The sequence below is a fragment of the Feifania hominis genome, from assembly GCF_014384765.1.
Lineage (GTDB): Bacteria > Bacillota > Clostridia > Oscillospirales > Feifaniaceae > Feifania > Feifania hominis.
The window spans coordinates 362,257-376,413 of sequence record NZ_JACRSP010000003.1; the positions used below are offsets into that span (position 1 = coordinate 362,257).

A 14,157-nucleotide genomic window follows, 5' to 3' on the forward strand; every position below is an offset into this window, starting at 1 on the left:
CAAGAGCCGCTTGTAAACCGCCGCCCGGTTTGCTATCATGGAAAGTGTAGAAAAGTGAGATAAGATGCGGAGGAAATGGATATGAAGAGTGTGACCATCAAACTGAACTCGATCAACGATGTCAAGCAGTTTGTCAACATCGTCAGCAAGTACGACTTCGATGTGGATCTGGTCTCGGGCCGCTACATCATCGACGCGAAATCCATCATGGGCATTTTCAGCCTGGATCTGGCAAACCCCATTGAGCTCGAGGCGAGAGGCAATGAGGTCGATCCTCTCATTGACGAGCTCGAGCCCTTTCTTGTAAAATAGACTCAGACAGGCAATCGGCCGGGAGAGCATTCCCCTTACCCTTTGCCTCTTTTTTTGCCAAATTTCCATTACGGAGGATGTCGTGGACGCTTTTGTAACGTATCTGCCGGTTCTGGCGGGAATAGCGCTTTTTCTCTATGGCATGAAGATCATGAGCGGCTCGCTCGAGAAACTCGCGGGCGCCAAGCTCGAGAAGACCCTTGAAAAAATGACGAAGAACCGCCTCAAGGGCGTGGCGCTCGGCGCCGCGGTCACGGCGGTTATTCAGAGTTCGTCGGCGACGACGGTCATGATCGTCGGCTTTGTCAACGCCGGCATCATGAAGCTCACCCAGGCCATTCCGGCCATCATGGGCGCCAACATCGGCACGACCGTCACCGCGCAGATTCTGCGCCTGGGCGACGTCAGCGGCGTCGGCTTTCTGCTGACGCTCATCAAGCCCAACAACCTCGCCCCGATTCTCCTGATCATCGGCACGATGATGGTGGTGTTCGGCAGCGGCAAAAAGACCAAGGACATCGGCAGCCTCATCGCGGGGCTCGGCATGCTCTTCTTCGGCATGTCCACCATGGAACAGACCTTGACGCCGCTTCGCGATCTGCCCCAGTTTCAGCAGGCCATGGCCGCGGTGTCGAATCCGCTGCTCGGCGTGGCGCTCGGCGCCGTGCTGACGGCGGTGCTGCAGAGCTCCTCGGCCTCCATCGGCATTTTGCAGGCCCTCTCGGCGACGGGCGCCATCACCTTTGCGACGGCCGCGCCCATCATCCTCGGCACCAACATCGGCACCTGCATTCCGGTCATCATGGCGAGCATCGGCGCCAACAAGAACGCAAAGCGCGCCGCGACCGTACACCTCTACTTCAATGTGATCGGCTCGATCATCTTCCTGATCGGCATCTACGCCATCCAGTACACGGTGGGCTTCTCGTTCTGGGGCGACGCCATGACCAGAGGCTCCATCGCCGACTTCCACATTCTGTTCAACGTGGTCAACACCATCATTCTGCTGCCCTTTACCAATCAGCTTGCCAAGCTCGCCAAGAGAACGGTGCGCGACAAAAAGGGCGAGCGCTCGCGCGAGGACGAAAATCTGCTTGAGGACCGCTTTCTCGCAACGCCGGGGCTTGCGCTCGAGCAGTGCCGCAAGGTCATTGTGGATATGGGGGAGACCGCCTTTGCGAATTTCTACCGCTCGTGCAACCTGGTTCAGAAGTTTGACAACAAGGAGTTCAAGCACTTAAACGACGAGGAGAATTTTCTCGACAAGTCCGAATCGCTGCTCGGCAACTACCTTGTGCGCATCACCTCCGGCAATCTCAACGACCACGACAGCAAGACGGCGAGCGAGTACCTGCACGCCATCGGCGACTTTGAGCGCATCGGCGACTACAGCGTCAACATCGCCGAGGTGGGCGAGTACAACCACGAGAACGGCATCACCCTCTCGGAGTCGGCACAGAGAGAGCTTGAGACCATCAACAACGCTGTGCGCGAGATTCTCTCGATGACCGTCATGGCCTTTGAGAACAACGACGCGGCGCTCGCCGCGCAGGTCGAACCTCTCGAGGAGGTCATCGACGTGATGAAAGAGACGCTCAAGAACAAGCACGTCGAACGGCTTCAGGCCGGCATCTGCAACGTGCAGTCGGGCATCTCGTTCATCGAGGTGCTGACCAATCTCGAGCGCATCTCGGACCACTGCTCCAACATCGCGGTCAACGTCATCAAAATGGTGGAGCGCTCGACCAAATTCGACCCCCATGAGCATCTGCGCAAGGTGCACGAGGGCGTCAGCGGCGAGTACAAGGAAAAATTCGACGAGTACACCGAGAAGTATCTCATCCCACTTGAAAAAATCCATTGACAGTTCGGCGGCCGGTCAACCGGCCGCCTTTTCTTTTGCCCGTACTAAAAAGGCGCCGCGCGGCATATATATTGGCATGGATGTGAGCACGCACGGCACGCTTCGCACGCCCGAGGAGGGAGTGCCGAAGACGGGGCGCCGCGGCTGCGAACACCCGTGGACCCAGCCGGACTTTCGCCCGCAGGGGGAAGCTGAGACGGCCGGGATCGGGCATGCCGGCCGCGCTGCGGCCGGCGGTCACAGTATCCGCCGGTGCGGGCGGGGAAAAGGTGGGTTACAGATGCGCGGGAAAAGAGAAATTTGCGTGCTGCTTGCGGCGGCCCTGCTGCTGTTTGCGGGAATGCCGGCGGCGGCGACGCTCGACAGCGAGCTGATTGAGACCATTGACGTGGTCGACGAGGCGGAGATCTATGAGCAGGGCGAGCCGACGGGCGCCGTCGACGTGACGCCCCTGTTTGAGGTGACGAGCCCCTCGGCCATCCTCATGGAGCAGTCGACGGGCCGGGTGCTCTACGAGAAGAACCCCGACGAGCCGCTGCCCCCGGCGAGCGTGACCAAGGTCATGAGTCTGCTTCTGGTGATGGAGGCGCTCGACAGCGGTGCGATTTCGCTCGAGGACCCGGTCACCTGCAGCGAGGTCGCGGCGGGGATGGGCGGCTCACAGATCTACCTCGAGCCGGGCGAGGTGATGACGGTTGACGAGCTCTTGAAAGCCGCGGTGGTTGCAAGCGCCAACGACGCGACGGCGGCGCTCGCCGAACACGTCGCGGGCAGTGTGGACACCTTTGTCGCGAAGATGAACGCCCGCGCCGCCGAGCTCGGCATGACGAACACCGTCTTCAAAAACACAACCGGGCTTCCGACCGAGGGCCATTTGACGACGGCGCGCGACATCGCCATTATGTCGCGCGAGCTGATGAAGCACGAGAAGATCAAGGACTACACCCTCATCTGGATGGACACGGTGCGAAACGGCGAATTCGGGCTTGCGAACACCAACAAGCTCGTCAAGACCTACCAGGGCATCACGGGGCTCAAGACCGGCTCGACGAGCGAGGCGAAGTTCTGCCTGTCGGCGACGGCCGAGCGCGACGGCATGGGCCTTGTCGCGGTGGTGCTCGCCGCCCCGAGCGGCAAGGAGCGCTTTGCCGACGCGACAAAAATTCTCGACTACGGCTTTGCCACCTATGAGAAGCGCGTCTACGAGGCCGGGGCAATCGACCCGATGAAAGTGCTGCGCGGCACCCAGCCGAGCGTGGCGCTCGCGGTGAAGAATCCCCAGGTCGAGGTTGTGGTACCCAAGGGCTCAAACCAGAAGATCTCGACGAAGGTAGAGGTATGCGAGGATCTCCAAGCGCCGGTCGACAAGGGCCAGAAAGTCGGCCAGATCAGCTTTTACCTCGACGGCGAGCTGCTCGCGACAAGCGACGTGGTCTGTCAGAACGATGTGCCGGCTCTGACGTTTGCGGCCCTCGTGCTCAAGGGGATCTCGCAGCTGTTCGGCATCTGTGAGCCGGTCTGACCGGAAAGAAAACAGGCGGCGGGAAACCGCCGCCTGCCTTTGTCGCTACAATGAGACAAGCCTGTTACAAATTCGCGCCGATTTCCGCCAGAAAATACTTGACGAATGAAAAATCGGCGCATTTTGAACAAAAACTGTTCAAAAAAACTTTACAAAGTGCCGCCCGGGCTTTGTTGATATTGCCGGAAAAACCATGTATAATAGATGTAAACTTCAATAACTTGTATGAAATGGAAGTATCTCGTCTCTTTGAGATTCCAAACAAACAACAGGGAGGAACTTCATATGGTTAAAATCATCATTGGCAACAAGGGTTCCGGCAAGACAAAGATGCTGATCGATCTGGTGAACCAGTCTGCGGCCACGGCCAAGGGCCACGTCGCCTGCATCGAGAAGGGCGCGAAGCTGACCTACGACATTGTCAGCAGCGTCCGCCTGATTGATACAGATGAGTATGAAATCGCGAGCTTCGAGGAGCTGCACGGCTTCATCGCCGGCCTGATGGCGGCCGACTATGACCTGCATGACATCTTCCTCGATTCCACGCTGAAGATCGGCAACAAGGACTTTAAGGACTATGAGAAGCTCGAGAAGTTCATCGTTGCAATCGAGGCGCTCTCGAATAAGCATGAGGTCACTCTGACTGCGACGGTCTCGGCGGATATCAGCGATATCTCCGACCGGCTCAAAGAGATGGTTGTCAACAAGTAGAAATGAGACGCACGCCCCCGCTGCTCTGACAGCGGGGGCGTTTTTTCGTGGGCCGGGCGCGCAAGGGCCGCTGCCGGTGAGAGCCGGCTGCGTGGAGCCGGAGAGCACCGGCAAACCGGTCGCGGGAGCCGGGCGGGTGGCCAGCGCCGCGGCCGAAGCGAACGGAAGGCGGGCTGGACGCCCAGCCGGACCCGCCGGCGCGTGACGTGTGCTGCTGCGCCGACGGAGGGCCGGCGGTGGGCCGGGCACGCTTCACCGGCGCGCGGTGTGTCACACCGGCTGCGGGAGAAGCTCGGCAAACGAAGCCGCGGTGATATCCGCCTCGCGGCGGATGTCGTCGGCCTCGTGGGCGGAGCAGGGCTCGAGGATGCCGACGGTGAGAAAGCCGCCGCGTTTGGCCCCGCGGATACCGAGCAAAGTGTCCTCAAACACGGCGCAGCGCGAGGCGGGCAGTCCCAGCTTTTTGGCGGTCTCGAGGTAGACGTCGGGAAACTGTTTACCCCGGCCGACCTCGCGGGTGGTGGTGAAAGCGGCGAACAGTCCGTACACCCCGCAGCGGCGAAGCGCTGGAATGAACAGCTCGGGCGCAGCGGAGGTCGCCACGCCGAGCGGCACCCCGCGCCGGGCGAGTGTGCGCAGATAGTCACCGGCATGGGGTTTGAGGGCGACCTCGGCGGCATAGGCCTGCCGTGAGAGTTCCATCCACTCGTCCATGAGGTGCTGCGGCGTCTCGTCGAGGGCAAAGCGGTCGATGGTGTAGCGCGCGGCGGCGGAGAATTCCAGGGCGTTGACGGCGGCCATGTAGTCGTCGGGCACCGCAATTCCACGCCGGGCGAGAAACCGCCGGTCGACCTCCTGCCACACCCACATGGAGTCGAGCAGCGTGCCGTCGAGATCGAAGATCGCGCCCGCGATCTGCTCTAACCTCTCCACAGCGTTAAAAGCTCCCGCGCGGCCGCCTCGACGTCGGGCTGCGCGACGATGGCCGAGACCACGGCGGCCCCGTCGGCGCCCATGCGGCGATACTGCGCGATGTTTGAGGCGTTGACGCCGCCGATCACAACGAGGGGGATGTGTACCGCGCGGCGGATCTCTTCGAACTGTTCGGGGGTCACGAGGGCGGCGTCGGTCTTGGTGGCGGTGGCGTTCATGGCCCCAATGCCGAGGTAGTCGGCTCCGTCGCGCTCGGCCTCGATGGCCTGTTCGAGCGTCGAGGCTGAGACGCCGACGATGCAGTCCTCCCCCACGAGGGCGCGCACAGCCCGGCAGGGCAGGTCGCCCTGGCCGACGTGGACCCCCGCGGCGCCGACGGCGAGGGCGATGTCCACCCGGTCGTTGACGATGAGCGGCACGCCGAAGCGGTCGGTGATGGCTCTGACCCGCAGGCCGAGCTCATAGAACTCGCGGCTCGAGCAGTCTTTCTCACGCAGCTGCACCACGCTCGCGCCGCCGAGCAGGGCGAGCTCGACGCTCTGCTCAATGGTGGGGCTGGTCATCAGCCCACGGTCGGTGCACAGGTAGAGCGAGTAGTCAATGCTCTTCTTCATAGGTGATTCGGCCTCTCTTTTCGATGGTTTCATCGGTGATTTTGCTCAGTGCGTCGAGGATGCCGATGTGGAAGCTCCCCGTCCCCGCGCCGCCGTGCCGCTCGAGCGAGAGCTCGCCCGCAATGCCCATGGAGGCGACGGCCGCCACAACGGCGGGCAGAACGTCGCGGTTTGCCCCCACATAGGCGCCGATCACGCCGGAGAGCATGCAGCCCGTACCGGTGACCCGGCTCATTTCGGGCACGCCGTTTTCCACACGCGCGACCCGCGCGCCGTCGGTGATGACGTCGACCGCGCCGGTGACGGCCACGACACAGCCATACCGCCGGGCCGCCGCCCTGGCGACGGACACGGCATCGTTGCCGCTGTCGGCCTCGCTGCTGTCGACGCCGCGCGTGGAGACCGAGAGCCCCGCGAGATGGGAGATCTCGGAGAGGTTGCCGCGGATGGCGGCGAAGCGCACCGCCTCGAGCAGCCGCCGCACCGCGTCGTTTCGCAGCGCCGACGCGCCCGCGCCGACCGGGTCGAGCACAACGGGCACGCCCTTGGCGTTTGCCGCAGCGCCCGCGCTGAGCATGGAGGCGACGGTGCGCGCGTTCAGTGTGCCGATGTTGATGACAAGGGCGCTGCTGACCGCGGCGATGTCCGCGGCCTCGGCGATGTCGTCGGCCATGATGGGTGACCCGCCGCAGGCGAGTATGGCGTTTGCCACGTCGTTGACGGTCACATAATTTGTGATGCAGTGTACCAGCGGCACCTGCGCGCGGAGTGTTTGATTTTCTCTCACTGTTTTCCACCTGCCATTTCCCAGAAGTAGAGTTCGTGCGCGCTCGCGGTGCGAAAGAGCTCAGTCAGACGCTGCCGGCGCGCCTCGTCGAGGTCTGCGCAGACCTCGTTGCAGTAGCTGGTCCAGGCGGCGCAGCTCTGCCGGTAGCCCTCGCTCGTGTAGTCGCGAACGAGCGGGCCGTAGTAGCTGTCGAGAACCGCCGGATACCGCTCGAGAAGCGAGCAAAACACATGGTAGTAGCCGAGCATGCAGGGCATGACGGCCATGAGGATCTCGGGGATGGGCTCGCTCTTTGCCGTATCGAGCAGAAAGCTCGTGTAGGCGGCGCAGGCGGGCTTTTTCTCCCTGTGCTCCACGTCGTCGTCGGTCAGACCGCAGTCTCGCAGATAGCACAGGCGCGTGGCGTTCTCACTGTCACTGACAAAGCCGAGAACCGAGTAGAAGACCTGCATCTCGCGCAGGGAGCGGCTCTTGAAGATGCCCATGGCAAAGGCCTTGAGATAGTCGCGCAGGTAGATGCTGTCCTGCACGATGTAGTCGTAGAACTGTTCGCGCTCGAGCGTGTCGCGGCCCATCCGCTCGAGAAAGGGGGTGCGTTCCGCCGCCACCCAGAGGGGCATGGAGTCGGCGATTACACGGTCCATAAAAGTCACAATGTTCCTCCCTGCTGTGAATAAAAACGGTAAAAGTGATGGGTGGGGCCGCATCCGCGGCCGATGTCGAGCGCGTGCTCGATGGCGCCGGTGACATACTCTTTCGCCCTTTCGACGGCGCCGGGCAGACTCTCGCCGAGCGCAAGGTAGGAGGCGATGGCGCTCGAGAGTGTGCAGCCTGTGCCATGGGTGTTTTTGGTGTCAATCCGGCGGCGGACATAGGGGTAAAACGCGCTGCCGTCGTAGAGGATGTCCTCGGCGTCGCCGATGTAGTGGCCGCCCTTGATGAGCACGGCGCGCGCGCCGAGCCCGGCGATGCGCCGGGCCGCTGTCTTCATGTCGTCGACGGTTTTGATCGGCATCCCCGCGATCTTTTCGGCCTCGGGGATGTTGGGGGTGAGCAGCGTCGCGAGCGGAATGACGGTGTCGATGAGTGTGCCGATGGACGACTCCTGCATGAGCGGACAGCCGTTTTTCGCGTACATGACCGGGTCGATGACGATGTGGCGCGGGCGGTACTGGCGCAGCTTCTCGGCCACCGCCGCCATGCAGGCGGGAGTGGAGAGCATGCCGACCTTGACCGCGTCGACCTCGATGTCCTCGAATACGGCGTCGATCTGATCGGCGATGAGCTTCGGCGAGACATCCTCGATGGAGATGACGCGGCTGGTGTTCTCGGCCACGACCGAGACGATGACGCTCATGCCGAACACGCCGATGGCCGACATGGTCTTGATGTCGGCCTGGATTCCCGCGCCGCCGCTGCAGTCGCTGCCTGCAATGCTGAGTGCTGTTTTCATACAATTCCTCCCCTTGTTGCTGCGGGGAGACGTTGAATCCGGCCGGCGCACTCAAAAAAAGAGATACCCGCCGCGGGAGCAGCGGGTATCTCAAAAAGAGTCCACAGAAAAATGCTCCCTACGATGGTGTTAACCAACAGGTTCAAAGGGTCAGGTTTTACCTTCTCAACTCAGACGAGTTCCCCCGCAGCTATTCGGTTTTTGTCAGGATAGCACGTTTTGCCCGCGCTGTCAAATCGGCTTTTTCAGCAGCGCAAGCGCCAGACGCGCGCAGTTGCCCAGATTCTCGACAGTGAGCCGCTCGTCGGTGGTGTGGACCCGATCCATCCCGGTGCCGACGACCACGGCGTGCACGCCGTTTAAATTCATGTTGTTCGCGTCGCTGCCGCCGCCGGTCGAGGCCGTGAACGGCGTGACGCCGATGGACTCGAGCGCTGTGCGCACCTGCACGACGAGCGGGTCGCTGTCGGCAAAGCAGTAGGGGCCGTAGGCCTTGATGAGCTCGCAGTCGAGCGTGGCGCCGTGGCGCTCGCAGGCCTCTCTCAGGCAGGCGACCATGTGCTCACCCTGGGCGTCGAGCTTCGCCTCGTTCTGGCTGCGCGCCTCGGCCGAGAGCGTGGCGAGGTCGCACACGATGTTGTCCGCTCCCTCGGCGCGCAGCGAGCCGATGTTGGCGGTGGTCTCCCCGTCGAGACGGCCCAGGCGCATGCGGCTGACGGCGTCGGCCGCCACTGCGATGGCCGAGACGCCCTGCTCGGGGCAGATGCCCGCATGGGCCTTTTTGCCGTGGATGGAGGCCTTGATGTTCAGGTGGCCCGGGGCGCTGACGATGATCTTGCCCACGTCGCCGCTGCTGTCGAAGACGACGGCGCGCTTCGCCGCGAGGCGGCTGTAGTCGAGGTGTTTGGAGCCGAGCAGCCCGCGCTCCTCCATGACGGTGAAGACGAGCTCGGCCGGGCGGTGGGGCAGCTTCTGCTCGCGCAGGACGCGCAGCGCCTCCAGAATGGCGCAGACGCCCGACTTGTCGTCGCCGCCGAGAATGGTCTCGCCGCGGCTTGTGATGACGCCGTCTTCGACGACCGGCTCAATGCCGACGCCCGGCGTCACCGTGTCGATGTGGGCGCTGAGAATCAGCGGCTCAAGGGAGCTGTCGCCCTCGAGAAAGGCGTAGAGGTTGCCGGTGTTCGAGCCGACCGCCGGGCCCGCGCCGTCGGTCTCAACGCGCAGGCCGAGCGCCTCGAGATCGGCGCGCAGCCGCTCGGCGACCGCCTTTTCGTTTCCGGACTCGCTGTCGATTTTCACATAGTCGAGAAAGCTCTCGAGCAGTCTCTTTTCGTTCATGTCATACACTTCCCGTCGTTTGTATTCGGTCGGATCAGCCGAGCAGGAGATTCGCGCCCGGGCCGAGAGGCAGGCCGAGCAGCATCCACACCACCAGCAGCGCCGACCAGCCCACCAGGAAGAAGAGCGTGTAGGGCACCATGGTCGAGATGATGGTGCCGATGCCCGAGCGCTCGTCGTACTTCTTGGCGAAGACCACGATCATCGCAAAGTAGCTCATCAGCGGCGTGATGAGATTTGTGCAGGAGTCGCCGATGCGGTAGGCGACCTGGGTCAGCTCGGGCGAGTAGCCGAGCAGCATGAACATGGGCACGAAGACCGGCGCGAGAATGGTCCACTTGGCCGAGGCCGAGCCCATGAGCAGATTGACAAGGGCTGAGAAGATGATGAAGAGCACCATGAGCACGGGCCCCGAGACACCGGAGGCACGAAGCGCCTCGGCGCCATTGAGCGCGAGGATGGTGCCGAGCTTGCTGTAGGCGAAGAAGCTGACAAACTGGGCGGCGACGAAGACCAGCGCGATGTAGCTGCCCATGGTGTTCATGTTTTTCGAGAGCTGGTTGCACACGTCCTTTTCTCCCTTGTAGACGCCCGCGACCCGGCCGTAGACCACCGAGGGCACGAAGAACACAAGCGTGATCAGCGGGATGAGGCCGCCGATCAGCGGCGACTTGTCGATGAGACTGCCCGTCTCGGGGTTGCGGAAGATGGAGTTTGACGGGATGCACAGCGCGACCAGCGCCACGACGAGCACGAGCAGCGTCCAGTTCGCGGCGCGAAGCGCCCGGCGCTCCTGCGCGGTGACGGCCGACGCGTCCATGCCGTGGTCCATCGAGCCGGTGTAGGCGCCCAGGCGCGGCTCGACGATCTTGTCGGTGACGATGGTGCCGAGCAGCACGATCAAAAAGGTCGACACGAACATGAAGTAGAGGTTGTCGGTGGCGCGCACCTCATAGAGCGGGTCGACGAGCTTTGCCGCCTCTGTGCTGATGCCGGCGAGCATGGGGTCGAGCGTGCCGATCATGAGATTGGCGGAAAAACCGCCCGACACGCCGGCAAAGGCGGCCGCGAGGCCCGCCATCGGGTGGCGGCCATAGGCCATGAACACCAGCGCCCCGATGGGGATGAGCACGACATAGCCGATGTCGGAGGCGATGTTGGACATGACGCCGAGAAAGACGATCATGGGGGTGACGATGAACTTCGGCGTGACCGACACCGCCCGGCGCAGCAGGGCCGAGAGATAGCCGCTGCCCTCGGCGCAGCCGACGCCGAGCATGGTCACGAGCACCACGCCGAGCGGCGCGAAGCTGGTGAAGTTGTTGACCATCTGGGTGAGCATGTACACAATGCCGTCGCGCGAGAGCAGACTCACCGCGTGGATGGTCTGCTCCTCGAGCTGCATGGTCGAGGTGTTGATGATCTCGCCCGTCGCGCTCACGCCGAACGCCTCGCAGACGGCTGAGATCACCACCACCGCCAGCGCGAACAGCGCGAAGAGGGTGATCGGATGGGGAAGCCTGTTGCCGACGGTCTCAATGCCGTTTAAAAACCGGCTGAACAGGGAGGGCTTTTTGCTCTTTGCGTTTGGATTCATAGGGCACCTCCGGTTGTTGTAGTGCGAGTAGAGACGTCTGTCCCCAAGCGCACAAACAGTATATCCGCTCTGGTAAATTCTTGTCAATGCCCGCGGCGTCTTTCAGTATTGACCGGCGGGCGGGAAATCATACGCAGGCGAAAGTGGACCGCGCAAGTACAAATTTTGAATTGCGCATTGAATTTTTTGAAAAACAGGCTATACTGGAGATGGGAGAAACCGCCGTATCTTTTTGGGCGGCGGGCATATAATAATGTCAAATTGTGTAAAGGAGAATCAGCTATGAAGAAATATGTCTGTACGGTATGCGGCTATGTCTACGATCCCGAGGCGGGCGATGACGCGGCGGGAATCGCCGCAGGAACCTCGTTTGACGCTCTGCCGGAGGACTGGGTCTGCCCGCTGTGCGGCGTGGGCAAGGATCTCTTTGAAGCGCAGGAGTAAGACGGCCAGCACAGGGTGTGGGGACGGACTTTTTAAAGTCTGTCCCCTTTTCATTTGGGCGGATTTATAGTATGATAATGAAGTTGAAATATGCCCTCAAAGGGAGGGCAGACTCAGCGTTTGTTCCAGTTGAATATGAGGGAGAGCCACATGATTGAACTCTACAACCTGACCAAATCCTATGCCGCCGGCGTCAAGGCGGTGGACGACCTGTCCATGACCGTACAGAACGGTGAGATATTCGGCTTTCTCGGGCCAAACGGCGCGGGCAAGACGACCACCATCAAGATGATCACCGGCATCACCCGGCCCGACAGCGGCACGGTTCTCATCGACAAGATCGACATTCAGAGAGAGCCACTTCGCGCCAAGCGCCAGTTCGGCTATGTGCCCGACAGCCCGGACATGTTTCTGCGGCTCAAGGGGCTTGAGTATCTGAATTTTATCGGCGACGTCTACGGCGTGCCGGCCGATGTGAGAAAGACCCGCATCCGCGAGCTCGGCGAGCGCTTTGAGATCTACGACAAGCTCGGCGACCAGATGCAGACCTACTCGCACGGCATGCGCCAGAAAGCGGTGCTCATCGGCGTGCTGCTGCACGAGCCGTCGAACTGGATTCTCGACGAGCCCATGACCGGCCTCGACCCGAAGTCGGCCTTCATTCTCAAGCAGATGATGCGCGAGCACGCCCAGAAGGGATACAGCGTCATCTTTTCGACCCATGTGCTCGAGGTGGCGGAGAAGCTCTGCGACCGTGTGGGCATCATCAACAAGGGCAAGCTCGTCATGAGCGGCACCTACGACGAGATCAAGGAGAAGTCGAACGACGCCTCGCTCGAGGAGTTCTTCCTGTCGATCACCGAGGGGGGAGAGCCCGCGCATGAGTAAGGTCATTCTGCTGACTAAAATTCTGCTCAAGAGCGGCGCCATGAGTGCCACCGGCGGCGAGGCGAAAAAGAAGCGCGGTCTCTTTGCAAAGCTCGGCCGCGGGGCGATGGTCGTGTTCGTGGGCGTCTGTGTGCTCATCGTCATGGCGTCGTTCGGGCTGCTCGCCTACGGCCTTGTGGGCGCGCTGCAGGCGGTCAACCAGGAGTCGCTGTTTCTGGGGCTCTGTTTTCTGATCGTGACGTTTCTGATTCTCTTCACGGCCATCTTCTCGGCCATCAACGTCTACTACTTCTCAAAGGACATCAACTATCTTCTGCCCATGCCTTTCAAGCCCCAGCAGATCGTGCTGGCGAAGTTCAATGTGCTGCTGCTCACCGAGTATCTGCTCGAGGCGGCGTTTCTGCTACCCTGCCTTGCGGTCTACGGTGTGATGACCGGCGCGGGGGCCCTCTTCTGGGTCTACTCGGCGGTGGTGTTCCTGGCGCTGCCGGTGGTGCCGCTGATTGTCTGCTGCCTGATCGTGATGGTTCTGATGAGCTTTGTCAACCTCACCAAGTACCGCGACCGCTTCCAGCTCATCGCGGGGCTGCTGGGCATCGCCTTTGCCATCGGCATTCAGTTTGTCGCGGCGGGCTTTGCCGAGGTGGAGAGCGAGCAGGCCATCCTCGAGATGATGGGCAAGGCAAACGAGATGGTCGGCATGTTCGGCAAAATCTTCTTCACCATTCCCCCGGCGGCCGAGGCGCTCGCCTTTGCGTCGGGTCTCAGGGGGCTCGGGAGTCTCGCCGTTCTGCTCGCCGAGACGGGCGCGGCGGTGCTCATCTACACGGTTGCGGCAAAGGCGCTCTACTTCAGGGGCGCGCTCGGCAACAGTGAGAACGCGCCGAGCCGGCGCGTCGACATGCGCCGCGAGATGAAGTCGGTGAGAACCCAGGGCGTCTATTCGGCCTACGTCAAAAAGGAGTGGAAGCTCCTGCTGAGAAATCCGATTTACATGATGCAGTGCGTGCTGCCGGCGCTGCTGATGCCAGTGCTGTTTCTGGTTATTTTTCTGGTCAACCCCGCCTACAAGGATCTTCTGGCGCTGGCGGAGCAGATCGCGATCCCGCAGAGCACGCTCTATGCGATTGCACTCGGCTTCATCCAGTTCTTTCTGATGATGAACTACGCGAGCATCACCGCCATTTCGCGCGAGGGGCAGGCGGCCGTCATGGCGAAGACGTTTCCCGTGCCCTACACGACGCAGTGTCTGGCAAAGCTCACGCCCGGCTTTGTGCTCAATGTGGTCTCGGGGGCGCTCGGGATCGCCATGTTCGCCTTTTTACTCGGCTTCTCGCCGGTGATGGCGGCGGCTGCGGCCGTGCCGTCGCTGCTGTTTATGATGTTTGAGGGGGCGGCGGTGCTGCTGATTGACCTGAAAAAGCCGCGCCTCGACTGGGACAGCGAGTACGCCGTGGTCAAGCGCAACATCGGCTTTCTCTACCAGTTTCTCATCAACGCCATCGCCATCGGTGCAATTGTCGGCGGCGCGTTTCTCTTCAGCGGCCAGAGCTACCTGTGGTTTGCGCTGGCGCTGACGCTGCTGTTCGGGCTTTTGCTTGCGGGGGTTGCGCTCTACTACAGAAGCCATGCCGAGCGGCTGCTTGACAACGTACAGTGAGCCAAAACAAATACAGTTTCGGGGGAAGTAA

Annotated in this window: 15 protein-coding genes and 1 riboswitch; of the genes, 8 read left to right on the plus strand and 7 right to left on the minus strand. The window is 61.8% G+C overall.

Going from position 1 to position 14,157, the window contains the following annotated elements; all coding sequences use genetic code 11:
* The first annotated feature begins 81 nt into the window (after positions 1–81).
* The 5 genes from H8695_RS08840 to H8695_RS08860 all read left to right on the plus strand — a co-directional run bounded on the left by H8695_RS08840 (position 82) and on the right by H8695_RS08860 (position 4,409).
* The gene (locus tag H8695_RS08840) at positions 82–312 is read left to right on the plus strand and encodes an HPr family phosphocarrier protein (RefSeq protein ID WP_249300699.1); all 231 of its coding nucleotides are present in this window, start codon (positions 82–84) and stop codon (positions 310–312) included.
* An 82-nt stretch (positions 313–394) separates the two neighbouring features.
* On the plus strand, positions 395–2,176 hold the full coding sequence (locus H8695_RS08845; RefSeq protein WP_249300701.1) for a Na/Pi symporter: 1,782 nt from the start codon (positions 395–397) through the stop codon (positions 2,174–2,176).
* Positions 2,177–2,252: 76 nt separating this feature from the next.
* Positions 2,253–3,698: a D-alanyl-D-alanine carboxypeptidase family protein gene (locus H8695_RS08850; protein ID WP_249300703.1), complete on the plus strand. Its 1,446-nt coding sequence runs from the start codon at positions 2,253–2,255 to the stop codon at positions 3,696–3,698.
* A 50-nt stretch (positions 3,699–3,748) separates the two neighbouring features.
* The gene (locus tag H8695_RS08855) at positions 3,749–3,991 is read left to right on the plus strand and encodes a hypothetical protein (RefSeq protein ID WP_249300705.1); all 243 of its coding nucleotides are present in this window, start codon (positions 3,749–3,751) and stop codon (positions 3,989–3,991) included.
* Positions 3,984–4,409, plus strand: coding sequence for a hypothetical protein (locus tag H8695_RS08860; RefSeq protein WP_249300707.1), 426 nt, complete (start codon positions 3,984–3,986; stop codon positions 4,407–4,409). Before H8695_RS08855 ends, H8695_RS08860 begins: the two co-directional genes overlap by 8 nt.
* A 270-nt stretch (positions 4,410–4,679) precedes the next feature.
* Here the strand turns inward: H8695_RS08860 and H8695_RS08865 are convergent, their stop codons facing one another.
* The 7 genes from H8695_RS08865 to H8695_RS08895 all read right to left on the minus strand — a co-directional run bounded on the left by H8695_RS08865 (position 4,680) and on the right by H8695_RS08895 (position 11,134).
* Positions 4,680–5,342 carry an HAD family hydrolase gene (locus H8695_RS08865; protein WP_249300709.1) on the minus strand — a complete coding sequence of 221 codons (663 nt, stop codon included), beginning with the start codon at positions 5,340–5,342 and terminating at the stop codon, positions 4,680–4,682.
* Positions 5,330–5,956, minus strand: a complete 627-nt coding sequence (gene thiE, locus H8695_RS08870) for a thiamine phosphate synthase (protein ID WP_249300712.1) — start codon at positions 5,954–5,956, stop codon at positions 5,330–5,332. The genes H8695_RS08865 and thiE overlap by 13 nt, the downstream gene beginning before the upstream one ends.
* Complete coding sequence (gene thiM / locus H8695_RS08875; RefSeq protein WP_430413291.1) at positions 5,940–6,767, minus strand: hydroxyethylthiazole kinase; 828 nt, start codon at positions 6,765–6,767, stop codon at positions 5,940–5,942. The genes thiE and thiM overlap by 17 nt, the downstream gene beginning before the upstream one ends.
* Complete coding sequence (locus H8695_RS08880) at positions 6,740–7,387, minus strand: thiaminase II/PqqC family protein (RefSeq protein WP_249300716.1); 648 nt, start codon at positions 7,385–7,387, stop codon at positions 6,740–6,742. The genes thiM and H8695_RS08880 overlap by 28 nt, the downstream gene beginning before the upstream one ends.
* Positions 7,388–7,392: 5 nt before the next feature.
* Positions 7,393–8,196 carry a bifunctional hydroxymethylpyrimidine kinase/phosphomethylpyrimidine kinase gene (gene thiD / locus H8695_RS08885; RefSeq protein WP_249300718.1) on the minus strand — a complete coding sequence of 268 codons (804 nt, stop codon included), beginning with the start codon at positions 8,194–8,196 and terminating at the stop codon, positions 7,393–7,395.
* A gap of 98 nt (positions 8,197–8,294) precedes the next feature.
* Positions 8,295–8,392, minus strand: a riboswitch (TPP riboswitch).
* 35 nt (positions 8,393–8,427) lie between these two features.
* Positions 8,428–9,537: a M20/M25/M40 family metallo-hydrolase gene (locus H8695_RS08890; RefSeq protein WP_249300720.1), complete on the minus strand. Its 1,110-nt coding sequence runs from the start codon at positions 9,535–9,537 to the stop codon at positions 8,428–8,430.
* A 34-nt stretch (positions 9,538–9,571) separates the two neighbouring features.
* Complete coding sequence (locus H8695_RS08895; protein WP_249300722.1) at positions 9,572–11,134, minus strand: AbgT family transporter; 1,563 nt, start codon at positions 11,132–11,134, stop codon at positions 9,572–9,574.
* A 282-nt stretch (positions 11,135–11,416) separates the two neighbouring features.
* Between H8695_RS08895 and rd the strand changes: the two genes are divergently transcribed.
* From rd to H8695_RS08910, 3 genes are all read left to right on the plus strand, one after another.
* Entirely contained in the window at positions 11,417–11,578 is a 162-nt protein-coding gene (rd, locus tag H8695_RS08900) for a rubredoxin (RefSeq protein ID WP_249300724.1), read from the plus strand.
* A gap of 150 nt (positions 11,579–11,728) precedes the next feature.
* A complete protein-coding gene (locus H8695_RS08905; RefSeq protein WP_249300726.1) occupies positions 11,729–12,466 on the plus strand; it encodes an ABC transporter ATP-binding protein in 738 nt (245 codons plus the stop codon).
* Positions 12,459–14,126 carry a putative ABC transporter permease subunit gene (locus H8695_RS08910; RefSeq protein WP_249300728.1) on the plus strand — a complete coding sequence of 556 codons (1,668 nt, stop codon included), beginning with the start codon at positions 12,459–12,461 and terminating at the stop codon, positions 14,124–14,126. Before H8695_RS08905 ends, H8695_RS08910 begins: the two co-directional genes overlap by 8 nt.
* The last annotated feature ends 31 nt before the right edge of the window (positions 14,127–14,157 follow it).